Genomic DNA, 24662 nt, shown 5'->3' with positions numbered 1-24662 from the left:
TCTGCGCCGTTAGTGGCACTCGGCCACAGCTGCCGCTTGCGCGTCGTTTTCCACGACCAGGCTGCCGCGCAAGGAGTGAGGTCTGGCCTCGTCGATCCGTACGTCGGCGAATTGCCCGATCAAGCGCGGATTATCGCAGCGGAAGTTAACGATACGGTTGTTCTCGGTGCGGCCGGTGAGCTGCCCCGGGTCGCGCTTGGAGAAGTCATTGACCAGCACGCGCTGAATGCTGCCGACCATCTTGCGGCTGATTTCAAAGCCTTGCTGATCAAGCCGATGCTGCAAGCGGGCCAGGCGTTCGCGGTTGGTTTCGGCCGGAATATCGTCGGGCAAATCCGCCGCTGGCGTGCCGGGGCGAGCGCTATAAACGAAGGAATAGGAGAAGTCGAAACCAACGTCGGCCACCAGTTGCATGGTGTTCTCGAAGTCTTTTTCGGTTTCGCCGGGGAAGCCGACGATAAAGTCCGAGGTGATGCTGATATCCGGCACCGCCGCCTTCAGCTTGCGGATTTTCGACTTGTACTCCAGCACCGTGTGGTTGCGCTTCATGGCCGCCAGAATGCGGTCGGAGCCGGCCTGCACGGGCAGGTGCAGGTGCTTCACCAATTCCGGCACTTCGGCGTGGGCGCGGATCAGGCTGTCGGAAAACTCCAGCGGGTGCGAGGTGGTGTAGCGAATGCGGTCGATGCCATCGATGGCGGCGACCACGCGGATCAGCTCGGCCAAATCGGCCGTGCGGCCGTCATGGGTCACGCCACGGAAGCCGTTGACGTTCTGCCCCAGCAGCGTCACTTCGCGCACGCCGTGCTCGGCCAGGTGAATCACCTCGGCCAGCACGTCATCGAATGGCCGGCTGACCTCTTCGCCACGGGTGTAAGGCACCACACAGAACGTGCAGTACTTGCTGCAGCCTTCCATGATCGACACGAAGGCGCTGGGCCCGTCGATGCGCGGCTCGGGCAGGCGGTCGAATTTTTCGATTTCGGGAAAGCTGACATCCACCTGCGGCAGGCGGGTGACGCGCGCGGCGTCGATCATTTCCGGCAAGCGGTGCAGCGTCTGCGGGCCGAACACCACATCCACATAGGGCGCGCGGTCGCGAATGGCGGCGCCTTCCTGACTGGCCACGCAACCGCCAACGGCGATCACCATGTCGGGTTTGGCCAGCTTCAGCTCGCGCCAGCGGCCCAGTTGCGAATACACCCGGTCTTGAGCGCGCTCGCGGATGGAGCAGGTATTGAGCAGGATGACATCGGCGTCTTCAGCGCGGGCGGTCACTTCCAGGGCCTGATGTTCGCCCAGCAGGTCGATCATGCGCGAGCTGTCGTACTCGTTCATTTGGCAACCGTGGGTTTCGATATACAGCTTCTTGCTCATGCGCGTTCCGGATCTCAACGAGATGGGGTGTAAAACGAACCGCGTATTATAGGGACGCCGATGGCTGCGGCCTAGCATTGCCTGACGGGAGCCTATGCTATGATCGCGCCCCCCCAAAATTTCCCCCGGTTTTTCTCCCTCCCATGAGCAAGCGTGAACCTATCTATAAGGTGATCTTCCTCAACCAAGGCCAGGTGTTCGAGATGTACGCCAAGCAGATCTACCAAAGCGATCTGTGGGGCTTTCTGGAAGTGGAGGAATTCGTTTTTGGTGAGCGCACGCAGGTGGTGGTTGATCCCAGCGAAGAAAAGCTGAAGGCGCAGTTTGAGGGGGTTGTGCGCAGTTTTGTGCCGATGCATGCGATTGTGCGGATTGATGAGGTGGAGCGGTTGGGCACGCCGAAGATCAGCGAGGCACGGCCGGGGGCGGGGAATGTGATGCCGTTTCCGATGCCTATGCCGGATAAGTAAGTGTTTCGTTTTTGCGGTTTTTGCGCTGGTATTCATTACCGCGTGTGCTGAACGTTTGCTTTCGCGCCTTACGCGCGACTCACTTTCAGCAGTCGCCCTAAAAAGTAAGCAAAAACGGCTTGCCCCTACCTTGGGTCTGCGCTGCGCTGCGACTCCCCTCGTTCCGCCGCCGCTCCGGGGGCACGTCACAACGGGCCATCCATGGCCCGATGTTCCTCTCGCGGCTCCCGGCCGCTCAACCCCCTCCACGTCGACTCCACTCGGCCTGCGATAAACGGGGCGGGTAGATCACAAGCCAGATCACGATCACAAGCCAGACCGCGATCACAAGCCAGATCAAAATCACAAGCCAGACCGCGATTAAATTCCCCTCTCCGCCTGCGGGAGAGGGGCTAGGGGGTGAGGGCAAGCCCCAACGCGGTCTCCGTTCGGCCACAATCCACCGCTGTATCCCCAATCCCACCCCCCACTGTCTCTGTTCGCCCCACCGCCCGCGCTTCTACACTCCCTCTCTTGCCTGCCGCCCGCCGAGCCTTCTCATGCACTCGCGTTTCCCGCTGTTACTCATCGCCGCCTTCGCTGCGCTCTATGTCATTTGGGGTTCCACGTACTTGGTCATCCGCATCGGCGTAGAAACCTGGCCGCCTCTGTTAATGGCGGCGGTGCGTTTTCTGATTGCCGGCGGGTTGATGTATGCCTGGCTGCGCTGGCGTGGTACGCCGGCGCCGACGTGGCGGGAGTGGCGGGCGGCGGCGTTGGTGGGCACGTTGTTGTTGGCGTTGGGCAACGGCGGAGTCACGTTGGCGGAACATGCGGGCGTGGCGTCCGGTGTGGCGGCGTTGGCGGTGGCGACCGTGCCGTTGTTCACGCTGGTGTTCAATCGCTGGTTCGGGCACCTGCAATTCGAAGCTTGAGTGGGCCGGCATCGCGCTCGGTATGACCGGCATCGCGCTGCTCAATCTCGGTTCCAACTTGCAGGCCAGCCCGGCCGGTGCGGCCTTGATTCTGTTTGCCGCCGCCAGTTGGGCGTTCGGGTCGGTGTGGGGCAAAACCTTACCGCTGCCGAACGGTCCCATGGCCAGCGCGACGGAGATGCTTGGCGGCGGCGCGGTGATGTTGGTGGGCAGCGCGCTCAGCGGTGAGCGCATGACGCAACTGCCCAGCGCCGCTGGCTGGGGCGCGCTGCTGTATCTGATTTTCTTCGGCTCGATTATCGCGTTCAGCTCGTACGTGTACCTGCTTAAACACGTGCGCCCGGCCGCCGCCACCAGTTATGCCTACGTCAACCCGGTGGTCGCGGTGTTGTTGGGTATCTGGTTTGCCAATGAGCAGATCGGCATCGAGGAATGGCTGGCCATGCTGGTGATCATCAGCGCGGTGGTGTTGATCGGTCTGCCGCAGTGGCGGCGCGGGTCCGCCAAGCAGTAGCGCCCCCGCCGTGGCTGACTAAGCTAGCTGAGCAAGATCACGCAATGGAGGCAGTATGGGTGGTTGCAAGGCATGGCTGGTCGGCCTGCTGGTCGCGCTGTGCGGTGTTCAGGCGTGGGCCGCGCCGTTGCAGCTCAACAGCGAGGAGCGCGCGTGGGTGCAGGCGCATCCGGTGGTACGCGTTGGCTTGCAGCGCGGTGGCTGGGAGCCGTTCGATGTCATGGGCGCACAAGGCCAGCACACGGGCATTTCCGGCGATTACCTGGCCTTGCTCGGCCAGCGTCTGGGCATTCGTTTCGAAACGGTGCAGTTCGACGATTGGAACGCCACCCTCGCGGCGCTGGGTTCTGGCCAGGTCGACATGCTGCCCTCGGTGGCGCAGACGCCTGAGCGTGAGGGCCGCATGGCCTTCACCGACTCCTACCTGACCAGCAACAGCCTGATATTCACCCGTCACGAATCCCCCATTCGTAATACACAAGACCTCGCCGGCAAGCGCGTCGCCATAGAACGGGGCTACGTCACCGAAAGCCTGCTGCGCGCGGCCGTGCCGCTGGCGCAGGTTGTTGAAGTGGGCAGCGCTGAGGAGGCGCTGCGAACCGTGTCGTCCGGCGGCGCCGATGCCTATGTCGGCAACATGATTGTGGCCAGTTACCTGATCCGCAAACTCAGCCTGGCCAACCTTGAGCTGCGCGGTGAGTCGGGCCTGCTGCGCAGCGAGTTGCACTTTGCCGTGCGCCGGGACTGGCCGCAGCTGGTCGGTGTGCTGGACAAAGCCCTCGACAGCCTCGAGCGCGAGGAGCACGACCAGATTCTCGATCGCTGGCTGCCGCCTCTGACTGCCTTCAGCTGGCAGGGGCTGTTTGCGGTGGGTTGGCCTTACCTGCTCGGCGTATTGGTGGCGCTCGTGGTTGTGGTGCTGTGGAACCGCCACCTGCGCACGCAGATTCGCCAGCGCCAACTGGCCGAGGCGGAGGTGGTGCGCCAGCGCAGTACCTTGCTGGCGATCATCAATGCCATTCCCGATCCGATCTGGTTCAAAGACATTCAGGGCCGCTATCTGGGCATCAACCAGGCCTGCGCCGATCTGTTCGGGCAAAGCAGCGAGCAAGTGCTGGGCAAGCGCGACCATGAATTGCTCAACGTCGAATGGGCGTCCAAACGCGAGGAGCACGACTACACGGCGCTGACCCGCGACGGCACCTATGAAAGCGAAGGGCGGGTGCGTTACCCCGATGGCCACTGGGTGGTGTTCGATACCTTGCGCACCATTTTTCGCGACGACCGGGGCGTGCCCCTGGGCCTGGTTGGTGTAAGCCGCGACATCACCGCACGCAAACAAGCCGAAGCGGCCATGGCCGATGCCAAGGAGTTGGCCGAAGAAGCGGCGCGCTTGAAGTCGGACTTTCTCGCCAACATGAGCCACGAAATTCGCACGCCCATGAACGCCATTATTGGCATGGCGCACCTGGTGCAGAAAACCGAACTGGCGCCACGCCAACGCAGTTACATTGACAAGATTCAGCAAGCCAGCGGGCACCTGCTCGGGGTGATCAACGACATTCTCGACTTCTCGAAAATCGAAGCCGGCAAGCTGGGCATCGAGCACATCGACTTCAACCTGCAGCAGGTGCTGGAAAACGTCGCCAACCTGATTGGCGAGAAAGTCGCGGGCAAGCACCTGGAGCTGGTGTTCAACCTCGACCCGAAATTGCCGCTGCAACTGGTGGGCGATCCGCTGCGCATTGGTCAGATATTGATCAACTACGCCAATAACGCGGTGAAATTCACCGAGCGCGGCGAAATTGAATTGCTCATTCGCGCCGAGCAGCAGGATGCCGATCAGGTGCAGGTGTATTTCGCGGTGCGCGATACCGGCATTGGCATCACCCACGAACAGCTCGAGCGATTGTTCGAATCGTTCCAGCAGGCCGACAGCTCCACCACGCGCAAATACGGCGGCACCGGGTTGGGCCTGGCGATTTGCAAACGGCTGGCCGAGGCCATGGGCGGGCGCGTGGGCGTGCAAAGCCAGGCCGGGCGCGGCAGCCTGTTCTGGTGCCGGCTGCCGTTGGGCATTTCTGCGCAGAAGCAGCAAGTGTTGCAGGCGCAGCCCAGCTTGCGCGGGCGCCGCGTGTTGGTGGTGGACGACAACGACAGCGCCCGCCGCGTGCTGCACGACATGTTGGTGGGCATGCGCTTTCGGGTGGAAACCGCCGTGTCGGGCAGCGCCGCCCTGCGCCAGGTGCAGTTGGCCGACCAGCGCCGCCCCTTCGACCTGGTGCTGCTCGACTGGCAGATGCCCGACATGGACGGCATCGAAACCGCCCGCCAATTGCAGCAAATCGGCTTGCAGGCCCAACCGCGTCTATTAATGGTGACTGCCCACGGCCGCGAAGAGGTGCTGCAAGAGGCGCGGTCCGTGGGTGTCGATGACGTGCTGCTTAAACCGCTCAACCCCTCCGTGCTGCTCGACGCCGTGGTCAGCACCTTAGCCAGTCATCAAGCGCCCGGCCCGGCCGGCGTGGCGCTGTCCGCCAACGGCGCTTTGCCCAACCTGGCCGGCAAGCGGGTGCTGCTGGTGGAAGACAACGAGCTGAACCGCGAAGTGGCCTGCGGGCTGCTGGAGGAAAGCGGTTTGCACATTGAACAGGCCGAGAACGGTGCGCGCGCGGTGGAAATTCTACTGAGCAAAGGCGAAGGCTATTTCGATGCCGTGCTGATGGACATGCAAATGCCCGTGCTCGACGGCCTCGCCGCCACGCGCCGCGTGCGCGCTGAAGCGCAATTCGCCCAGCTGCCGATCATTGCCATGACGGCCAACGCCATGCCCGCCGACCGTGAGCGCTGTTTGGAAGCGGGCATGGACGATCACCTCGGTAAACCGTTGGACCCCGAGCAGCTCTGGCGCACCCTCGCGCACTGGCTGCGCATCGCAGCGCCGGCGGCTGGCAGCGCGCGCTCAGCCGCGCCGCCAACCTGGCAGTTGCCGAGGGGGTCGATCTGGCCAGCGGCTTGCGCCGGGTGCTCGGCAAACCGGAGCTGTATCAGCGCCTGCTGCTGAAGTTTGCCAGCAGCCAAAAGATTTCACCGCGCGGCTGCGAGTTGGCGTTGAACCAAGGCGAGGAAGCTGCCGAACGCCTGGCCCATAGCCTCAAGGGCCTGGCCGGCAACCTCGGCGCCGTCGATTTGCACACCCAGGCCGCCTTGCTGGAAAACGCGTTGAAAGACGCCTACGCCAGCGACGAGCTGGAGCCGTTGATCAACGACGTCAGCGACAGCCTCAGCGCCTTGCTCCAGGCCATCGCCGCGCAATGGCCGACGGCGATGGACGGGGGCCCGGTCGCGGTGGATCCCGACGTGCTGAGTGCGGTGTGTCAGGAACTCGCGGGCTTGTTCGCTCACGACGACCCGCGTGCCGGCAAGGTGTTCGAGGCCCAGGCGGGCCTGTTACGCAGCGCGTTCGATGGCGACTATCCGCCGCTCGCCGAGGCGGTTCGCTGCTACGATTTTGAACAGGCCCTGACGTTATTGCGGCAAACCGGTGAACAGCGTGGTCTGAGCCTCTGACGCTCAGCCTAGAACGACAGGAGATGGCATGGACGGAATACTCGACCGACCGGAGCAGCCGCTGGTGCTGCTGGTGGACGACACCCCGGAAAATCTGGAGTTGATGAGTGAGCTGCTGTTGCCCACCTATCGCGTCAAAGTCGCCAGTTCCGGGCTCAAAGCGCTGCGCATTGCCATCAGCAGCCCGCCGCCAGACCTGATTCTGCTCGACATCATGATGCCGCTGATGGACGGCTACGAAGTGTGCAGACGCCTGAAGGCCGATCCGCAAACACGGGATATTCCGGTCATTTTTCTCACCGCCAAAACCGAGTTGGCCGATGAGCAGCACGGCTTCAACCTGGGCGCCGTGGACTACATCACCAAACCCATCAGCCCGCCGCTGGTGCTTGCGCGCGTTAAAGCGCAGCTACAGCTCAAAGCCAGCGCCGACTTTCTGCGCGACAAAAGCGAATACCTCGAACTGGAAGTGCGCCGTCGCACGCGCGATATCGAGAAGCTGCAAGACGTCACCATCGAAGCCATGGCCGGCCTGGCGCGGATGCGCGAGAACCCGGGCGGCGGGCACTTCGCCCGCATTGAACCGTACATGGTGGAGCTGGCCAGCGCCTTGGCCCGCCAACAACCGGCGCTTGCGGATGAGTTGAGCCCGGCGCGCATTGCTCGCCTGGGCAAATCGGCCCTGCTGCACGGCATTGGCCGGCTGACCTTGCCCGACCGCATCCTGCACAGCCTGGTGCCGCTGACGCCGGCCGACATCGAAGTGCTGCACCGTCACGCGGTGGCGGGTTATCACGCCCTGCAAGCGGCGGAAGACAAACTCGGCACCACCGAAACCTTTCTCAGCGACGCCAAGCACATCGTGCACAGCCAGTACGAGCGCTGGGATGGCAGCGGTTACCCGCAAGGCCTGCGCGGCGAACAGATCCCACTGCCAGCGCGGTTGATGGCCGTGGTCGGCCGCTACGAAGAACTCACCGCCCACCACCCGTACCGGCAAACCAGCAGCCATGCCGAAGCGGTGGAACACATCAGCGCCGCCAGCGGCACCGAGTTCGACCCCATGATCGTGCTGGCCTTCCTCGGCGCCGCGGATGAGTTTTGCAGCCTGGCGCTGGGGCTGGCCGACGACACCGAAGCGATCAACACCGATTTGCAGCGGTTGGATGAATCGTTCGGCGAGACGATTGAGCTAACGCTGCCGCAAGAGCCTGCCTAACAACGCCTTAATGCTTTTGTAGGAGGCAGCTCGCTGGCGAACCCTGCAAACCTCGGCAATCGAAGGTTGCAGGGTTCGCCAGCAAGCTGGCTCCTACGGACAGAGCAGTTATCGATCAATTCGCTACGGTAAACCGCGCTCTGCACGTGCTTGGCGTTTTCCAGCTCATCGATAATCGCCACCGCCAAATCTTCCACGCTGATGCTGGCCGGCCGTTCGCCGTCCATTAGTAGCTGTTCACCGCCCACTCGGTATTTATCGGTACGGATGCCCGGCTTCAGCAGCGCGGGCGGCGACAGGAAGGTCCAAGCCAATTGCTGTTCTTCGCGCAACTGATTCAGATGCTGGCGTGCGCCCTCGGCGCCATTTTTGTAGGCCGCTGGGAAGTCCGGCGTGTCGATCAGTTGCAGCCCCGGCGCCACATACAAACTGCCCGCACCGCCCACCACCAGCAGACGATCTACGCCGGCCTGTTTGGTCGCGGCCACGATGGCCGCGCTGCCTTTAAGGAACAGCGGCAGGATGTCGGCTTTGTCCCAACCCGGATTGAAGGCGCTCACCACCGCGTCGTGGCCTTTAAGGGCGGCGGCCAGGGCTTCGGCGTCGTAGGCGTCGGCCTTCACGGCCTTGAGCTTCGCGTGCGCAGGCAGTTTTTCCGGGTGCTGAACGATGCCGCTAACGTCGTGGCCACGGTTCAGGGCTTCTTGCAAAACGGCTGCGCCAACAAAGCCGCTGGCACCGATCAAGGCGATTTTCATGGGTGTCTCCAAGTGAGTGATGAACTGGCGGCCATCATCAGCGATGGATAAACGCGTGAGAAATAGGCTAAAACGGCTTGAACAATTAAGCAGCGGCTTAACAATGGAACAGCTAAAACGCATGGCCGTGTTTGCCACGGTGGTCGACAAAGGCTCGATGGTCGCTGCGGCGGCGGAGTTGGGCATGACCTCATCCGCCGTCAGCCAGCAAATCAGCAAGCTCGAAGCCAGCACCCAGGTCAGCCTGCTGCACCGCACCACCCGCAAGCTCACACTCACCGAAGGCCGGCGCCGCGTTTTACCGCAGCTGCGCGCCAAGTGCTGGCGCTGGCCCAGGAAGCCGAGCAACGTTTGCTCGAACTGCGCGATGCGCCGGTGGGTGAGTTACGCATTACCGCGCCGGTAGGCTTTGCCGGCGGACACTTGAGCCGCGCGCTGGCGCCGTTGTTGGCGGCCCATCGGCAACTGCGGCTGAACGTGTTTTTCGATGACGAGCAGGTCGACTTAATCGAGCAGCGCATCGACATTGCCGTGCGCGTGGGTCGGCTCGAAAACTCCAGTCTGGTCGCTCGCCATGTGGCCGACTGGAACGCGGTGCTCTGCGCTTCGCCGGCTTAGTTGGCGCAGCACGCGGCCATCGAAACGCCAGAGCAATTGGCCGACCACGACTGGCTGAGCCTGAGCACTCAGCACCTCCCGCAGCAGCTTGTGCTGGTGAGTGCAGACGGTGAGGAACGGCGGCTCAAGCTGCTCAGCCGGGTGAGCTGCAACAACCTGATTGCGGCACGGGAATTCACCTTGGCGGGCATGGGCTTGTCGGTGCAGCCGGAACCGGAAGTGCGCGGCGAACTGGCCAGCGGCCGCTTGCAGCGGGTGTTGCCCGCCTGGCAGCCGGCGCCCATGCCGATTTACCTGGTTACGCCCCGGCGCGATGCGCAACCGGCCAAGGTGCGCTATGCCTTGGAAGCGTTGAGACAGAATTTGCAGAAGGGATAGGTGTGCGGGGTCGGCATCTTCCAGCGGCTGTGAGAGGATGGACCCCAGCCGGCGCTCGCGCCCAGGCATGCCCTTCGACTTCTGGCACATAAGGACCCTTGATAAAAAGCTGATGAAGACTCCTAAACGCATTGAACCCCTGATTGAAGATGGCTTGGTCGATGAGGTGCTGCGCCCGCTTATGAGCGGTAAGGAAGCAGCGGTGTATGTGGTGCGCTGCGGTAAAGAGTTACGTTGTGCCAAGGTCTACAAGGAAGCCAACAAACGCAGCTTCCGCCAGGCAGCCGAGTATCAGGAAGGCCGCAAGGTGCGCAACAGCCGTGACGCTCGCGCCATGGCCAAGGGCTCCAAGCACGGGCGCAAGGAACAGGAAGAAAACTGGCAGAACGCCGAGGTGGCTGCGCTGTTCCGTCTGGCCAGCGCCGGCGTGCGGGTTCCTAAACCGTTCGACTTCCTCGACGGCGTGCTGCTGATGGAAATGATTGCCGGCGCCGACGGCGATGCCGCGCCGCGTTTGAACGACGTGGTGATGGAGCCCGACGAAGCGCGCGAATATCACGCCTTTCTGATTCGCCAGATCGTGCTGATGCTGTGTGCCGGTCTGGTGCATGGCGACCTCTCGGAATTCAACGTACTGCTCGACGCCAACGGCCCGGTCATCATCGACTTGCCGCAAGCCGTCGACGCCGCTGGCAGCAACCACGCCTTCAGCATGTTGGAACGGGACGTCGGCAACATGGCTGCCTACTTCGGTCGTTACGCACCGGAGCTCAAAGAAACCCGTTACGCCAAGGAAATGTGGGCGCTGTACGAGGCCGGCACGTTGCACCCCGGCAGCGTGCTGACTGGTGAGTTTGCCGAAGAAGAGGAGAGCGCTGACGTGGGCGCCGTGATGCGTGAAATCGAGGCCGCGCGCATCGACGAGCAACGCAAGCAAGCGGCGCGGGCCGATGCCGAAGGGCCAGCCAAAAGCGACGAGCCGCCACCGCCGCCTTGGTTGCAATGATCGTCAGACGATGAAATACCCGTAGGAGCGGCTGATCGGCATTCCGCCCAGCCGCTTCCACAGGCCAGGCCACAACTGTTCGCCTCCAGCTGTATCCATACATTTCCCCGCTCACCTGCTAGCGTACGCCCCAGTTTTTCTGGAGCCTCGCCATGCCGCTACGCCACGCCTTGCTTGCCCTGTTGGTCACCCTGATTTGGGGTGTGAATTTTGTGGTGATCAAGGTCGGCCTGGAAGACTTCCCGCCGCTGTTGTTCTGCGCGCTGCGCTTCGCCCTGGCCGCCTTGCCGTTGCTGTTTTTGCGTGGGCCGATGCCGGCGCCGCTGTGGCGAATCGTGCAGATTGGCTTGCTGCTCGGCGTGTTCAAGTTCGGTGTGTTGTTTGTCGGCATGCACCTGGGCATGCCGGCCGGGCTGTCGTCGCTGGTGCTGCAAAGCCAGGTGTTTTTCACCATTCTGATTGCCGCCGTGATGCTCGGCGAACGCCCCAGCCACCGTGCCTTGGCGGGCCTGGCGTTGGCCGCCAGCGGGCTGGTGTTGATCGGCTGGCAGCGGCCGATGGGCGACAGCTTGCTGGCCTTCGCCCTTGTGGTGTTCGCGGCGCTGATGTGGGCCTGCGCCAACATCGCCACCAAGCGCTCGGGTGCCACCGACATGCTGCGCCTGATCTGCTGGATCAGCCTTATTCCTCCGCTGCCGCTGCTGGCGCTTTCCTACATATTCGAAGGGCCGGACGCCATCAGCCATGCGCTAACCCACCTGACATGGCGTGGCATCGGCGCGCTGCTGTTTATCGCCTTTCTCGCCACCACTGTCGGCTTTGCCATCTGGAGCTTTTTGCTGCGCCGTTACCCGGCCAGCGTGGTCACGCCGTTTGCCCTGGCGGTGCCGGTTTCCGGGCTGTTGGCCGGTTGGCTGCTGCTGAATGAACAGCTCAGTACGCTGAGCTGGCTGGCGTGCGCGCTGGTGTTTGTCGGCCTGGCCGTGACGGTATTGCCCAAACGCCGGGCTTGACCGCTCGGTGTTGTCGGCCGAAGCTTTCGGTTCTGGTTTTTAGTGCGGGGAAACAGCAATGCAGGGCAATAGCGAAGTCGTCGAATACCTCAAGGATCTGCTGCGCGGCGAGTTGTCCGCCCGCGATCAGTATTTCCTGCATTCGCGCATGTACCAGGACTGGGGCTTCAACAAGCTCTTTGATCGCATCAACCACGAAATGGAAGAAGAAACCCAGCACGCCGATGCCCTGCTGCAACGCATTCTGTTCCTGGAAAGCACCCCGGACATGACGCCCAAGCCCATGTTCCCCGGCCGCACCGTGCCCGACATGCTGCGCGCCGACCTCAAGCTGGAATACGAAGTGCGCGCCGCCCTGAGCAAAGGCGTGGCCTTGTGCGAAAGCCATAAGGACTACATCAGCCGCGACATTCTGATTCTGCAACTGCAAGACACCGAGGAAGACCACGCCTACTGGCTGGAACAGCAACTCGGCCTGATCGACCGCATTGGTCTGGAAAACTACCTGCAATCGCAGGCGTAAAACCCATCGCGGCTAAAGCCGCTCCCACAGATAGCGCAAAACCTGTGGGAGCGGCTTTAGCCGCGATGCTTTTCAAGCACAACACCCCCGCTCCAAGTCTTTCAATATCGGACAATCCGGGCGGTCGTCGCCGTGGCAGCTTTGCGCCAGCTCCTGCAGGGTGTCGCGCAGGCTGGTGAGTTCTTCGATTTTGCGGTTCAACTCGTCGATATGATCCCGTGCCAGGGCTTTCACATCAGCGCTGGCGCGTTGCCGGTCTTGCCACAAGGTCAGCAGCTTGCCGACTTCTTCCAGCGAAAACCCCAGGTCGCGCGAGCGTTTGATAAACGCCAGTGTGTGCAGGTCTTGCGGTTGGTAATGGCGATAACCGGCTTCGCTGCGGTGCGCCGGTTGCAGCAGACCGATGGCTTCGTAGTAGCGAATCATCTTGGCGCTCAGGCCTGAGCGTTTTGCCGCTTGGCCAATGTTCATGGCGCGGTCTCCTGTAAGGCAGTGAAATCGGGTTTCCAACGTTTGAGCAGCAACGCGTTGCTCACCACGCTGACGCTCGACAGCGCCATGGCGGCGCCGGCCAGCATCGGGTTGAGCAGGCCGAAGGCGGCCAGCGCAATGCCGACCACGTTATAGATAAACGCCCAGAACAAATTCTGCCGAATCTTGGCATAGGTGCGCCGGCTGATATCCAACGCGGCGGCCACCAGACGTGGATCCCCGCGCATCAGCGTAATGCCGGCCGCATGCATGGCCACATCGGTGCCGCCGCCCATGGCGATGCCTACGTCCGCCGCCGCCAGTGCCGGTGCGTCGTTGATGCCGTCGCCGACCATCGCCACCGTGGCCTGCTGTTTAAGGCCATTGATCAGCGCCGATTTTTCTCCGGGCAATACCTGCGCGTGTACCGAGTCGATGCCCAGCGCCGATGCCACCGCCTGGGCGCTGCCCGCGTTGTCGCCGCTGATGAGGTGGCAGGCGATTTGCCGTTCCTGCAGGGCGGCGATGGCCGCCGCGGCGCCGGGCTTCAGGCTGTCGCCAAACGCCAGCACGCCGAGCACCTGCGGGTTCGGTTGCAGTTCCAGTAGCCACGACACGGTGCGGCCTTCGGCTTCCCAGGCGCGGGCCTGGGCGTCGAACTGCTCGCCGGGCATTTGGCTTTCTTCCAGCAAGCGGCGATTACCGAGCGCCAGTTGGCGACCTTCAACTGTGCCGGCGATGCCGCGCCCGGCCAAGGCTCGGCTGGCGTTGGCTGGGAGTATTTGCACGTCGCGCTCTTTGCACATTGCCAATACCGCTTTGGCCAAAGGATGTTCGCTGCCGCGTTGCAGCGCGCCGGCCAAGCTGAGCAACTCGGTTTCAGCAGCGCTGGCCTGCATATGCACCACGCGCGGGGAGCCCGACGTGAGCGTGCCGGTTTTGTCGAAAGCGACCACGCTGACCTGGTGGGCGATTTCTAAGGCGTGGGCATCCTTAATCAAAATGCCGTGTTTGGCCGCCACGCCGGTGCCGGCCATGATTGCCGTCGGCGTGGCCAGACCCAGGGCGCATGGGCAGGCGATGACCAAAACTGCCACGGCGTTAAGCAGCGCGGTTTCCACACCGCTGCCCGCCAACAGCCAGGCGGCCAGAGTGAGCAGGGCAGCGACCAGCACCACCGGCACAAACACCTGGCTGACGCGATCAACCAGATGCTGAATCGGCGCTTTTTCGGCCTGAGCGTCTTCCACCAGCCGAATGATGCGGGCCAGCACCGTTTCGCCGCCCAGCGCTTGCGTGCGTACCAGCAAGCGGCCTTCGCCGTTAATGGCGCCGCTGGTCACACGATCGCCAGGCTGCTTGGCTTGCGGCAGGCTTTCGCCAGTGATTAGCGCTTCGTCGGCATGGCTTTGGCCGTCTACCACCTCGCCATCCACGGCGAAGCGCTCGCCGGGTTTCACCACAATCAGATCGCCCACCTTTAGCGCGGTGATGGAGACAGTTTCTTCGACGCCATCACGCACTCGCACAGCGCTGTCCGGGCGCAGCGCTTCCAAGGCGCGGATGGCGCTGGCGGTCTGGCGCTTGGCGCGGCTTTCCAGGTATTTGCCCAGCAACACCAGGCTGATGACCACCGCCGCCGCTTCGAAATACAGATGCGGCTGGGTGCCCGCAGGCGCGGCCCACCATTGATAAACGCTTAGGCCGAAGGCCGGCGCTGGTGCCAAGGGCCACGAGCAAATCCATATTGCCGGCGCCAGCGCGCACGGCCTTGAATGCCGCCACATAGAAGCGCGCACCGAAGATAAATTGCACCGGCGCGGCCAAGGCGAACTGCGCCCAGGCCGGCAGCATCCAATGCAGGCCGAACCATTCCAGCAGCATTGGCGCCAGCAGCAGCACGCACAGCGCCAGGGCAATGATCACGGTCCAGCGCTCGCGTTGCAGGGCGGGGCGCGGGTCGGAGGGCGGGACGATGTCGCCGATCAGGCTGGCGCCATAGCCGGCGTGGGCGACGGCGGCAATAAGCGTCGACGGTTCAACGGTGCCGATCACCTCAACGCTCGCGTGCTCGGTGGCGAGGTTGACGCTAGCGGCGCTTACGCCTGGTACCTGCGCCAAAGCGCGTTCGATGCGCCCGGCACAACCGGCGCAGGTCATGCCAGTGAGTGTGAGGTCGATACGTTGGCTGGCCACGTGGTAGCCGGCGGCTTTTACCGCCTCAAGCAAACGCGGCAGGGCGTCGGGGCTGGCGGTGATGCGCGCGTGTTCGGTGGCCAGGTTGACGCTGGCCTGGGCGACGCCGGGCACGGCTTGCAACGCGCGCTCAACACGGCCGGCGCAACCGGCGCAGGTCATGCCTTGGATGGGAAGGTCGAACGCTTGGGGGCTGGACATCGGGCGGTCTCCAGTGAGTTCGCCCATAGAATCAACCTTGACCGGAGGGGAAGGTCAAGGGGAAAGGTCGGTCTGGCGGAGCGAGGGGGCTATGAAGTGGGGTTCGGGATCGCACGCTGATCCAAAACTCTGGATCCCCGCGTGCGCGAGGATGACGGAGGTTTTGGTGACGCGCTATGTCAGGATGGCCTGCATCTCTAACCCCCCCACCGTCATCCTCGCGCACGCGGGGATCAGGCTTCCGGATGAATCGGTACCCGTCGCAACGCCTACAACCGCGCCCGTTACTTATCCCGATCCACCGCAAACGCCGACCACGCCTGCCGGCTCGGCATAATTTCCAGCCGGTTGATGTTGATGTGATCCGGCAAACTCGCCACGTAATAAATCTGCTCGGCGATATCTTCAGCGCTCAGCGGCGTAGTGGTGCCGTACATGGCATCTGACGCCGCCTGGTTGCCTTTGGTGCGCACCAGGGTGAATTCGGTTTCGGCCATGCCGGGGGCGATGTCGGTGACGCGTACGCCGGTGGCGATCAGGTCGCAGCGCAGGTTGTAGCTGAACTGTTTAACGAACGCCTTGCTCGCGCCATACACATGGCCGCCCGGATACGGCCACTCGCCGGCCACCGAACCGATGTTGACGATGCTCGCGCCTTTGCCGGTTTCCAGCAGCTTTGGCAGCACCGCGTGGGTGACGTTGACCAGGCCGGTGATGTTGGTGTCGATCATGGTGTGCCAGTCTTCCAGGGCCACCTTTTGCGCCGGCTCCGGCGCCAGTGCCAGGCCGGCGTTGTTGATCAAGCTGCGGATGGTGCGGAAACCTTCGGGCAGGTCGTCGACCATTTTCTGCACGGCGGCGGCGTCACGTACGTCGAGTACCGCGATATGCACCGGCACCTTGGCGGCCAGTTCTTTTTGCAACTCGATCAGGCGTTCTTCGCGGCGACCGCTCAGTACCAGCGACCAGCCCGCTTCGGCGAAACGCCGTGCGGTGGCCCGACCAAAACCCGATGTTGCGCCTGTGATAAATACCACCTTGCTCATGTTTACCTCGCCTTCACGGAGACTTGATGGAGCGGTCAGTGCGACAGCTCGAGAAATTTGCGCACCCGCTCGGTCTCGGGGTTGCTGAAGAATTTTGCCGGGGCCGATTTTTCGATGATCAGGCCTTTTTCCAGAAACACCACTTGGTCCGACACAGCGCGGGCGAATTCCATTTCGTGGGTGACCACGATCATGGTGTAACCCTCACTCGACAGGTTTTTCATCACCTGCAACACCTCGCCGACCCGCTCGGGGTCAGGGCGGAGGTGGGCTCGTCGAACAATATTACCTCCGGGCTCATCGCCAGCGCGCGAGCAATGGCCACGCGCTGCTTCTGACCGCCGGACAGGGTAAACGGGTAGGCGTCTTTGCGCTCGCTCATGCCGACCTTTTCCAGCAACTGTTCGGCAATGGCGTGGGCTTGGTCCTTGGGCATGCCCTTCACATAAATGGGCGCTTCCATCACGTTCTGGATCACGCTCAGGTGCGGCCATAAATTGAAGCCCTGGAACACCATGCCGGTCTTGGCGCGCAGCGTGGCCAGCTCTTTGCTGGTCATTTTGCGGCCGGCTTCTTCATTCACCCCGATGCGTTGCCCAGCGATATGAATGCTGCCGCGATCAGGTACTTCCAGCCAGTTGATGCAGCGCAGCATGGTGGATTTACCCGAGCCGCTGGAGCCCAGCACGCTCACCACTTCACCCTTGTTCACTTCCAGATCGATATCGCGCAACACCTCGATATCGCCAAAGCTCTTGGACATGCGCTTGATGCTGACGGCAGGTGCCGCCGGGGCGTTAGACATAATCAAAACCTCGTTTGGCGCCGAAGCGGCCAGCCCATTTGAGTGCCAATTCCAGGCCGATGCTGATCAACCAATACAGGATGATCACCAGCACAAACGCCTGGGTTGGAATGAAGTAGGTGGACTGCGCCGAGTTGGCGGCGGCCGTCAATTCCTGCACGGTGATGATGGTCAGGAACGCGGTGTCTTTCAGCGCGATGATCAGTTGGTTGCCCAGCAACGGCCGGGTCTTGATCACCAGCTGCGGCAGGATGATGCGCCAGAACAGTCGCCCCGGCGTAAAACCATGGGCCTTGGCCGCCTCCACGTAACCGGCTGGCATCACCAACCGGCTGCCACGCAGAATTTCGCCAAAGTAGGCCGCGTGGTAAATCACCAGCGCGATAAACCCGGCGGTCCAGGCGTCCAGGCGCACGCCCAATTGCGGCAAACCGTAGTAGAGCAAATAGGCCAGAATCAGAAACGGCAGGGTGCGCATCAGGTTCATCAGCGCGCGAATCACCCAGGAGATACGGTCGCCTTCCTCCAGGCGATACACCGCCAGGCAGCCCAGCACAAATGCGCACAGCGTCGCCAACACGAACAGCACCAGCGTGCCGATCAGGCCGTTGACGAAGGTCTCGCGCGCTTCCCACAAAATCGTCCATTCGGTCATAGCGAGCCTCCCTTACATAGCCAGTCGGTTGGCTTTCTTTTCCGCCATCGCTTGCAGCTTGAGCAGCACGCTGATGATCAGCATGTACAGCAAAGCGGCGCACAGAATGGGCGGCAGCGGTTCGTAGGTGACGGCCGAAATACGGTTGGTCACGCGGGTGAGATCGACAATGCCGATCACCGCAATCGCCGGGCTGCCCTTGATCAGAAAGGACATCTCATTGACCAGCCCGGGCAAGCTGCTGGTAATCATCTGCGGCAGCATGATGCGACGGAAAAACACCCCGCCGGTCATGCCGCAGGCCAGTGCGGCTTCGCGTTGGTCGCGAGAAAAGCTCATAAACGCCGCGCGCCATATTTCCGCATTGAAGGCGGCGGTGTTCAGCGTCATGGCGACGATGGCTGCGGTGTTGCGGTTCATGTTGATGCCAAACATCGGCGCCGACAGAAACAGGAACAACACAAAGGTCACCAGCGGCGTGGCGCGGGCCAGGCTGATGTAAAGCACCAGCAATTGCTCCACAAACGGAATTTTGGCCATGCGCAACAGCGCCACGCCAAGGCCCAACACAACGCCAATGGAAATGGCGATACCGCAGAGCCACAACGTGGTCCAGGCGCCTTCCAACAGCAACAACCAGGCTTGAGCGTTCATGCCTCGGCTCCTTATTTACAACGAGGGTTAATGCGAGCCAGACCGGGGGTGGTTTTTAAGGCTTGGGGAAAGAGAAGCAAAGCGGGGGCCAGGTGGGGCTTGTGGCGGTATTGCCACTCCAGTCATACAAAAATCGCGACCCTACCCACCGTCATCCCCGCGAAGGCGGGGATCCAGTATCTGTCAGGAGAACGGTGCACGACGCTCCATTCTGGATTCCGAATCGTCGGACCGCCGCGTTCGCGGGAATGACGGATGTATGGGGTTTGATAGCTGCGTTTATACATCCCCGATTCCAACCAACCCACCGTCATTCCCGCGAAAGCGGGATCCAGAATCTGTCAGAACGGTGCACGACGGACCACTCTGGATCCCCGCGTTCGCGAGGATGACGGGTGTATGGGATTTGATAGCTGCGTTCATACATCCCGATTCCAACCAACCCACCGTCATCCTCGCGAAAGCGGGGATCCAGAATCTGTCAGGAGAACGGTGCACGACGCTCCACTTTGGATCCCGAATCGTCGGACCGCCGCGTTCGCGAGGATGACGGATGTACGGGGTTTGATACCTGCGTTCATACATCCCCGATCCCCACCAACCCGCCGTTATCCCCGCCACTTTCGCGGGAATGACGGTGTTAGAAGGGTCAACGGTGTTACATCCCCGCCAACGTATGAAACTGCTCCACATTGGTAATCGGCTCTTTCGGCATATCCGGGAACGCCTCGCCAAACCACTTGGTCTGCAACGCCGCCAAACGTCCATTGCCGCGCACCTTGTCCATAAACCCAGTGAGGAATTTCAGCAGCTCCGGGCTGTTCTTCGGCATCGGCCAAGCCGCAAAACCAGGGCCGGAAACCGGGATGCCTTTGGCGAAGGTGTCGCCACGGGTCTTGATCAAATCGTTCACCGAAATCAGCGCGTTGACGGCGTAGTCCAGGCGGCCGTTGGCGAGGTCGGCGTACACCTCTGGATAGGATTGGTACTCCACCACTTTGCCCATCTCGCAGCCTTTCTCTTTCATCATCGCCTTCAGCTCAGGCAAGCGCGCCAGCAGGGCGCTGCCGGCTTGTACGCCGACGGTTTTGCCGCACAGGCTGGCGATGTCGCTCAGGCTCTTGTCGTCGGCGCGCTTGACGTAATAGTGCTGGGCGCTGGCGAACGGCGGGGTGAAGTTGAACACGCGCAGGCGCTCGTCGGTGACCAGGGCGCCAGTGAAGGCCACGTCGTACTGGCCGGACGACACCGAGGCGAGCAGACCCGTCCACGGCAGGATGTCCTGCTTCACGTCGATCTTCTGTTCCTTGGCGTAGGCCACCAGGTCTTCGAGCAGTTCCTTGTGGAAACCGTCGGGCTTGCCGTCGACGATAAAGTTGAAGGGCGCGTAGTCATCCTCGGTCGCAACCGTGAGCACGCCTTTGCTTTTCACCTCGTCCAGATCGGCGTGGGCAAACGGGGCGCTCAGCACGAGCGTGGCGAGGGTCAGCTTGCGCAACAGGCCAAGCGATTTGAGGGCCAGCGAACCGTTGTTCGTGTGCTTCATAAGTGCTGCTCCAGTTGTCTTGAAGGGTGAGCCTGGCCACTTTTAAACGGGCCTTCGGGTTGGCTGGTATTCACCATAGAGAGCGCTGGAAGCGAGGGGATAGGGGCAGTTTTGGCCATTCGACTGGCCAGTGCGGCGGGCGAAAATCGTGGCGCGCTAATTGCAAAGTTCCTCGGTCGGCAAGCGAGTGGAACGACCATGATCGATCATCTATTTCATCTGTCTTTCGACCACCAGCGGGGCCTGCAAGAGCAACTGCGCGAGTCGCTGGTGTCGACCATTCTGGGCGGCGGTTTCCCCGCCGATGAACCGTTGCCTTCGTGCCGCAAGCTGTCGCAACAGCTCTCGGTTTCGCGCAACACCGTGGCGCTGGTGTACGAAAGCCTGCTCGACAACGGCTACCTCATCAGCCGCCCGCGCAGCGGCTATTACCTGCACCCTGACTATTGCGGCGCCGACTTCGACGACAGCGTGCTGCGCATGACCCCGCAGCGCCAACCCGAACACGCCGACAGTGGCGCCAACGTGCGTGCACCGAATTGGGCCGCGCGTTTCAAAATGCAGCCCAGCCTGAAGCACGGCGTGCTGCGCCCCAGCAACTTGGCCGGCTTTACCTACCCGTTTATTTACGGCCAACCGATTCGCGACCTGTTTCCGCTGGAGCGCTGGCGCGAAGTGTCACGCAACACGTTGCGCAGCGAGCGCGACCAAGGCTGGCTGCGCGACCGCTTTGACCGTGACGATGAAATGCTCATCGAACAACTGCGCACCCGCGTGCTGCCCAAACGCGGCATCTGGGCGCGTGCCGATGAAATTCTGGTCACCCTCGGCTCGCAGAATGCGCTGTATTTGCTCGCCACTCTGCTGATGGGCAAAGGCGTAAAAGTGGCCGTGGAAAACCCAGGCTTTCGCGACGCCCTGAGCATCTTCGACCTGCAAGGCGCGCACGTTCAGCTGCAAGACATCGACCGCGAAGGGCTGGTGGTCGACTCGCGCCTGAACGACTGTGAATACCTGTACGTAACGCCCGGCCACCAAGTGCCGACCGGCATCGCCATGAGCGCCGAGCGCCGCACTCAGTTGCTGGCGCACATCCGCGAGCACGACCAGGTGCTGATCGAAGACGACTACGACGCCGAACTGAACCTCGACAACCACCCGCAGCCGGCGCTCAAAGCCAGCGACACCCAGGGCCGAGTGATTTACCTGAGCAGCCTGTCGAAAGCTTTTTCGCCGGGCTTGCGCATGGGCTATCTGGTGGCTGATGCCGAATTGATCGACGAGCTTCGCGCGCTGCGTCGCCTCATGTACCGGCATCCACCGCTGAACAACCAGCGAATGCTCGCGGAGTTTCTTGCCCAGGGGCACTACGACGCGCACTTGCGCCGCTTCCGTGAAGAACATGCACGGCGCCGTGAAGCCTTGAGCGAGGCGCTGCGGGAGGAATTGCCCAGTTGCGAACCGGTGGGCAGCCCGGGGGCCAGCGCTTTTTGGCTGGCGGCGCCAGCGGGGGTGGATACGCAGAAATTGGCGTGGGCGGCAGCGCAGCGCAGTGTGTTGATTGAAGCGGGGGCGCAGTTTTTCTTTGGCCAGCATGTGCCGGTGAATTTTATGCGGTTGGGGTTTCATGCGATTGATGCGCAGCGCATCAGGCCGGGGATTCGGGTGTTGGGGGAGGTGTTGGAGGGGATTTGAATCCAGAGCTGGATCGCGAGCTTCTCTACCGAGCTCGTTATCAAAATCCCCGTCATTCCCGCGCAGGCGGGAATCCAGTATTTCAAGCCGTACACGGTAGATCAGCGGAGGTATTCATTTGCGCGTGCGCTGGACGTTTTTGTTTTCGCGCCTTACGCGCGAGCTTCTCTACTGCGTTCGTTATCAAACCCCCGTCATCCTCGCGAACGCGGGGATCCAGTATTTCAAGCCGTACACGGTAGATCGGCGAAGCTATTCATTAGCGCGTGTGCTGAACGTTTTTGTTTCGCGCCTTACGCGCGAGCTTCTTTTGGCATTGCCGGATTGCCGGACCACCCAAAAGTAACCAAAAGGTCTAGCCCCTACCTTGGCCTTACGCTGCGCTCCAGGTTCCCTCGCTCCGTCCTTGCTCCGGGGGCACGGCGAGACGGGCCATCCTTGGCCCGACACGCCTCTCGCGGCTCCCGGCCGCTCAACCCCCTACGCAACGACTCCACTCGGCCTGCGATAAACGGTGCGGGTAGGTCACAAGCCAGATCAAGATCAAAAGATTTAGATCAAAACCTCGAGGCTAAAGCCTCTCCTACAGGGACCGAATTTCTGTGGGAGAGGCTTTAGCCTCGATTCCTGGAAACGCCGGAACCAAAGGCCGAAGGCCTCACTGATTCAACGCCGGCGCCTGCAGCAGGTACAACCCGGTGGTATTCAGCGCAATTCGATAGCGGCGAATCTCGCCCGGTATCAGGTCGACCAGAATGCTGGTGGCCTGGCTGATGCCCGGTGAGCAAACACCGGGTCCCAGCAGGCCAAGCCTCACGGAGATGGCGCCGGGCGGCAGGTTGAAGGCCACCGATTGGCCTTGCCACAAGCGCGCCGCCAATTGGTCTTGCAGGTAGAGGCCGATGTCGCACGGGCTGCCGACTTCCAGGCGTTCGCGCGAAATGATCAGCACGCCGTAGCCGTCGGATTGCGGCGTCGGCGCATCGGCGAATTCGGCGTGCGCCAGCGTCGAAAGCAGCAGCAGCGAAAGGGTGAATAAAAAGCGCATGGTCAGCACTCCTGCCGGCAGATTTTTCTAGCTTAGTTGTTTAGCGGCCATTGACGGGCGAGGCCGCGGAACAGGGTGTCGATCATCGCCGCCGCTTGCTCGTCGGGGCGGTACAGGTCGGGGTCGCGCAGGTAGTCGCTGAACAGGCCAATCATCAGGCCATGCAAGGTTAGCGCGGCCATGCGTGGGGTCATGGCGGGGTGTAGATGGCCTCTGTCGGCGGCGCGCTGGAATACGGTTTCGCACACGTCGATAAATTGCCGAACAAAGGCGTTGTGCCGGTCTTCGGCTTCGCGCAGCTCGTCGGTGAACTCGCAGCGAAACAGCAGGATGGTCATGATCCGCCGCCGCTGCTCGTCGTGGGCTAGGTCGATGAGCGCGTCCACGCAGATGTCACGCAGGCTTTGCAGCGGTTCGCGGCCGTTGTCGGCGGATAACAGCTCGGCCATTTGCTCCGGCGGCAGGCGAACCTGGTCGAGCATTTCGTGGAACAAATGGGCTTTGTTTTGGAAGTGCCAGTACACCGCGCCGCGCGTTACTTCGGCGGTTTTGGCGATTTGATCCAGGGTGGTGTGGCCCACGCCTTTTTGCAGAAACAACATCTCGGCGGCCAACAAAATGGCGCTGCGGGTTTTCTCTGCTTCTTCTTTGGTTCGGCGCATGGCGGTTGGGCTATTTCTGTCTAGGCTCTTGTTCAGTTAGAGCGGGGCGTAGGGGGGTGAGTGTAATGCCTGTCAGGTTTTACAAACACACTCGTATGTATCGGCCGGCTCTGGATAGCCAACTTTCTGATGCGCCTGGTCATGGAGACCGCTATGCCGTACGCCTTGTCTTCTGTTGTTTTGATTACGCTGAGCCTGTTCAGTGCGAACAGTCTGGCCGCCGACGCGCCAGCAGCGGCCGCCCCGCCACCGCCGGAAGTGACCGTGGAAGTGGCCAAAGCCGAAACCTTTCCGCTGGTGCTGGAGTATTCCGGCCGCACCGCTGGTTATCGCGAGGTGCAGGTGCGCGCGCAGGTGAGCGGCATTTTGCAGCAACGCACCTACGACGAAGGCAGCAAGGTGAAAGCCGGTCAGGTGCTGTTTCGCATCGACCCTCGGCCGTATCAGGCCGCGCTGATGCGCGCCCAAGGCGCACTGGCGCAAGCACAGGCGCGCTATCGCCAGACCGAGCGTGATCTCAAGCGCATTCGCGAGCTGCAGAAGAAGGGCTTCGCCAGCGAAAGCGAGCTGGACAACGCGGTGTCCAATTTCGAGCAGAGCAAGGCCAACGTCGAGGCGTCGAAGGCCGAAGTGGAGTCGCGGCAAATCGATCTCGACTACACCACGGTGGTCGCCCCCATTTCCGGCATCACCAGTAAACAGACGGTGTCCGAAGGCAGCCTGGTGGTGGCCTCCGATGCCAATGCCAGCCTGCTGACTCAACTCACTCAACTCGACCCGCTGTACGTCAACTTCGCCTACCCCGACACCGAGGCCGAGCGCCTGCGTGAGGGCGTACAGAGCGGCAAATTGGCGATGCCGGCTGACGGCAAATTGTTCGCCCAGCTGAAGTTTGGCGATGGCAGCAGTTACCCCATCGAGGGCCGCGTCGACTTCACCGACAGCTTCGTCAGCAGCGGCACCGGCACCGTCAGTGCCCGCGCCGTGGTGCCCAACCCCGACCAGAAATTGCTGCCCGGCCAATTTATGCGCGTGGTGATCAAGGGCCTTACGCGCCCCAACGCCGTTACGGTGCCGGAGCGTGCCTTGCTGCAAGGGCCGAAGGGCACGTTTGTGTATGTGGTGGATGACCAGGGTGTCGCCCATGCTCGCCAGGTTGCCACCGGGCCGACGTCGGAGGGGCGGTGGGTGATCGAGTCGGGGGTAAGTGTGGGCGACAAGGTGATTGTCGAAGGCATTCTCAAGGTGCGTCCGGAGTCGCCGGTCAAAGCCGGTGAAGCGAAGGCACAAGCCGAACAACCTGCGAAAAAATCCTAAAGGAGC

At 62.1% G+C, this 24662-nt stretch carries 17 protein-coding genes and 5 pseudogenes; 11 read left to right on the top strand and 11 right to left on the bottom strand.

Annotated features, from left to right (window positions below):
• Positions 1-9 precede the first annotated feature (9 nt).
• Complete coding sequence (gene miaB / locus ACZZZP_RS20150; RefSeq protein WP_463383889.1) at positions 10-1377, bottom strand: tRNA (N6-isopentenyl adenosine(37)-C2)-methylthiotransferase MiaB; 1368 nt, start codon at positions 1375-1377, stop codon at positions 10-12.
• A 143-nt stretch (positions 1378-1520) separates the two neighbouring features.
• Here miaB and ACZZZP_RS20145 point away from each other — a divergent pair, with 143 nt between their 5' ends.
• From ACZZZP_RS20145 to ACZZZP_RS20125, 5 genes and pseudogenes are all read left to right on the top strand, one after another.
• On the top strand, positions 1521-1847 hold the full coding sequence (locus ACZZZP_RS20145) for a DUF1820 family protein (RefSeq protein WP_122450718.1): 327 nt from the start codon (positions 1521-1523) through the stop codon (positions 1845-1847).
• A 539-nt stretch (positions 1848-2386) separates the two neighbouring features.
• A pseudogene (gene yedA, locus ACZZZP_RS20140) lies at positions 2387-3275 on the top strand (drug/metabolite exporter YedA).
• Between the two features lie 55 nt (positions 3276-3330).
• The gene (locus tag ACZZZP_RS20135; RefSeq protein ID WP_463536796.1) at positions 3331-6339 is read left to right on the top strand and encodes a response regulator; all 3009 of its coding nucleotides are present in this window, start codon (positions 3331-3333) and stop codon (positions 6337-6339) included.
• Complete coding sequence (locus ACZZZP_RS20130; protein WP_463536968.1) at positions 6300-6845, top strand: Hpt domain-containing protein; 546 nt, start codon at positions 6300-6302, stop codon at positions 6843-6845. The genes ACZZZP_RS20135 and ACZZZP_RS20130 overlap by 40 nt, the downstream gene beginning before the upstream one ends.
• Before the next feature lie 28 nt (positions 6846-6873).
• Positions 6874-8064 (top strand): response regulator, encoded by a 1191-nt coding sequence (locus tag ACZZZP_RS20125; RefSeq protein ID WP_463383886.1) that lies wholly within the window; start codon positions 6874-6876, stop codon positions 8062-8064.
• A 115-nt stretch (positions 8065-8179) separates the two neighbouring features.
• Here the strand turns inward: ACZZZP_RS20125 and ACZZZP_RS20120 are convergent.
• Positions 8180-8822: pseudogene (locus ACZZZP_RS20120) on the bottom strand (NAD(P)-dependent oxidoreductase).
• A gap of 103 nt (positions 8823-8925) precedes the next feature.
• Here ACZZZP_RS20120 and ACZZZP_RS20115 point away from each other — a divergent pair.
• From ACZZZP_RS20115 to bfr, 4 genes and pseudogenes are all read left to right on the top strand, one after another.
• Positions 8926-9818, top strand: a pseudogene (locus tag ACZZZP_RS20115) (LysR family transcriptional regulator).
• A 112-nt stretch (positions 9819-9930) separates the two neighbouring features.
• On the top strand, positions 9931-10824 hold the full coding sequence (locus ACZZZP_RS20110) for a PA4780 family RIO1-like protein kinase (protein WP_463536795.1): 894 nt from the start codon (positions 9931-9933) through the stop codon (positions 10822-10824).
• A 152-nt stretch (positions 10825-10976) separates the two neighbouring features.
• Positions 10977-11837, top strand: a complete 861-nt coding sequence (locus ACZZZP_RS20105; protein ID WP_463383883.1) for an EamA family transporter — start codon at positions 10977-10979, stop codon at positions 11835-11837.
• A 58-nt stretch (positions 11838-11895) separates the two neighbouring features.
• Positions 11896-12360 (top strand): bacterioferritin, encoded by a 465-nt coding sequence (gene bfr, locus ACZZZP_RS20100; protein WP_122493220.1) that lies wholly within the window; start codon positions 11896-11898, stop codon positions 12358-12360.
• 72 nt (positions 12361-12432) lie between these two features.
• Here the strand turns inward: bfr and cueR are convergent, their stop codons facing one another.
• The 7 genes and pseudogenes from cueR to ACZZZP_RS20065 form a co-directional block, all read right to left on the bottom strand.
• Positions 12433-12831, bottom strand: coding sequence for a Cu(I)-responsive transcriptional regulator (gene cueR / locus ACZZZP_RS20095; protein ID WP_122450727.1), 399 nt, complete (start codon positions 12829-12831; stop codon positions 12433-12435).
• A pseudogene (locus ACZZZP_RS20090) lies at positions 12828-15228 on the bottom strand (heavy metal translocating P-type ATPase). Before ACZZZP_RS20090 ends, cueR begins: the two are co-directional and overlap by 4 nt.
• A 284-nt stretch (positions 15229-15512) precedes the next feature.
• Complete coding sequence (locus ACZZZP_RS20085; protein WP_122493218.1) at positions 15513-16274, bottom strand: SDR family NAD(P)-dependent oxidoreductase; 762 nt, start codon at positions 16272-16274, stop codon at positions 15513-15515.
• A 35-nt stretch (positions 16275-16309) separates the two neighbouring features.
• Positions 16310-17079: pseudogene (locus tag ACZZZP_RS20080) on the bottom strand (amino acid ABC transporter ATP-binding protein).
• Entirely contained in the window at positions 17072-17734 is a 663-nt protein-coding gene (locus tag ACZZZP_RS20075) for an amino acid ABC transporter permease (RefSeq protein WP_463383880.1), read from the bottom strand. The pseudogene ACZZZP_RS20080 and the gene ACZZZP_RS20075 overlap by 8 nt, the downstream one beginning before the upstream one ends.
• A gap of 12 nt (positions 17735-17746) precedes the next feature.
• A complete protein-coding gene (locus ACZZZP_RS20070; RefSeq protein WP_122493215.1) occupies positions 17747-18388 on the bottom strand; it encodes an amino acid ABC transporter permease in 642 nt (213 codons plus the stop codon).
• 658 nt (positions 18389-19046) lie between these two features.
• Entirely contained in the window at positions 19047-19934 is an 888-nt protein-coding gene (locus ACZZZP_RS20065; RefSeq protein ID WP_463383879.1) for a transporter substrate-binding domain-containing protein, read from the bottom strand.
• Between the two features lie 198 nt (positions 19935-20132).
• On the opposite strand from ACZZZP_RS20065, the gene pdxR reads away from it, so the two are divergent.
• The gene (gene pdxR / locus ACZZZP_RS20060) at positions 20133-21629 is read left to right on the top strand and encodes a MocR-like pyridoxine biosynthesis transcription factor PdxR (protein ID WP_463383878.1); all 1497 of its coding nucleotides are present in this window, start codon (positions 20133-20135) and stop codon (positions 21627-21629) included.
• 658 nt (positions 21630-22287) lie between these two features.
• Here pdxR and ACZZZP_RS20055 read toward each other — a convergent pair.
• Together ACZZZP_RS20055 and ACZZZP_RS20050 are read right to left on the bottom strand one after the other, a co-directional pair.
• Positions 22288-22677 carry a hypothetical protein gene (locus tag ACZZZP_RS20055; protein ID WP_463383877.1) on the bottom strand — a complete coding sequence of 130 codons (390 nt, stop codon included), beginning with the start codon at positions 22675-22677 and terminating at the stop codon, positions 22288-22290.
• 32 nt (positions 22678-22709) lie between these two features.
• Positions 22710-23339, bottom strand: a complete 630-nt coding sequence (locus ACZZZP_RS20050) for a TetR family transcriptional regulator (protein ID WP_463383876.1) — start codon at positions 23337-23339, stop codon at positions 22710-22712.
• A gap of 153 nt (positions 23340-23492) precedes the next feature.
• Here ACZZZP_RS20050 and ACZZZP_RS20045 point away from each other — a divergent pair, with 153 nt between their 5' ends.
• Positions 23493-24656 carry an efflux RND transporter periplasmic adaptor subunit gene (locus ACZZZP_RS20045; RefSeq protein WP_463383875.1) on the top strand — a complete coding sequence of 388 codons (1164 nt, stop codon included), beginning with the start codon at positions 23493-23495 and terminating at the stop codon, positions 24654-24656.
• The last annotated feature ends 6 nt before the right edge of the window (positions 24657-24662 follow it).

It is taken from the genome of Pseudomonas sp. AC211 (genome assembly GCF_979258055.1).
Note: the sequence above shows the minus strand (reverse complement) of the source record. Positions and strands in the feature narration are given on the sequence as shown.

Coding starts and splice junctions, on each gene's coding strand:
- miaB (WP_463383889.1), bottom strand. CDS start 1,377: ATGAGCAAGAAGCTGTATATCGAAACCCACGGTTGCCAAATGAACGAG.
- ACZZZP_RS20145 (WP_122450718.1), top strand. CDS start 1,521: ATGAGCAAGCGTGAACCTATCTATAAGGTGATCTTCCTCAACCAAGGC.
- ACZZZP_RS20135 (WP_463536796.1), top strand. CDS start 3,331: ATGGGTGGTTGCAAGGCATGGCTGGTCGGCCTGCTGGTCGCGCTGTGC.
- ACZZZP_RS20125 (WP_463383886.1), top strand. CDS start 6,874: ATGGACGGAATACTCGACCGACCGGAGCAGCCGCTGGTGCTGCTGGTG.
- ACZZZP_RS20110 (WP_463536795.1), top strand. CDS start 9,931: ATGAAGACTCCTAAACGCATTGAACCCCTGATTGAAGATGGCTTGGTC.
- ACZZZP_RS20105 (WP_463383883.1), top strand. CDS start 10,977: ATGCCGCTACGCCACGCCTTGCTTGCCCTGTTGGTCACCCTGATTTGG.
- bfr (WP_122493220.1), top strand. CDS start 11,896: ATGCAGGGCAATAGCGAAGTCGTCGAATACCTCAAGGATCTGCTGCGC.
- cueR (WP_122450727.1), bottom strand. CDS start 12,831: ATGAACATTGGCCAAGCGGCAAAACGCTCAGGCCTGAGCGCCAAGATG.
- ACZZZP_RS20085 (WP_122493218.1), bottom strand. CDS start 16,274: ATGAGCAAGGTGGTATTTATCACAGGCGCAACATCGGGTTTTGGTCGG.
- ACZZZP_RS20075 (WP_463383880.1), bottom strand. CDS start 17,734: ATGACCGAATGGACGATTTTGTGGGAAGCGCGCGAGACCTTCGTCAAC.
- ACZZZP_RS20070 (WP_122493215.1), bottom strand. CDS start 18,388: ATGAACGCTCAAGCCTGGTTGTTGCTGTTGGAAGGCGCCTGGACCACG.
- ACZZZP_RS20065 (WP_463383879.1), bottom strand. CDS start 19,934: ATGAAGCACACGAACAACGGTTCGCTGGCCCTCAAATCGCTTGGCCTG.
- pdxR (WP_463383878.1), top strand. CDS start 20,133: ATGATCGATCATCTATTTCATCTGTCTTTCGACCACCAGCGGGGCCTG.
- ACZZZP_RS20055 (WP_463383877.1), bottom strand. CDS start 22,677: ATGCGCTTTTTATTCACCCTTTCGCTGCTGCTGCTTTCGACGCTGGCG.
- ACZZZP_RS20050 (WP_463383876.1), bottom strand. CDS start 23,339: ATGCGCCGAACCAAAGAAGAAGCAGAGAAAACCCGCAGCGCCATTTTG.
- ACZZZP_RS20045 (WP_463383875.1), top strand. CDS start 23,493: ATGCCGTACGCCTTGTCTTCTGTTGTTTTGATTACGCTGAGCCTGTTC.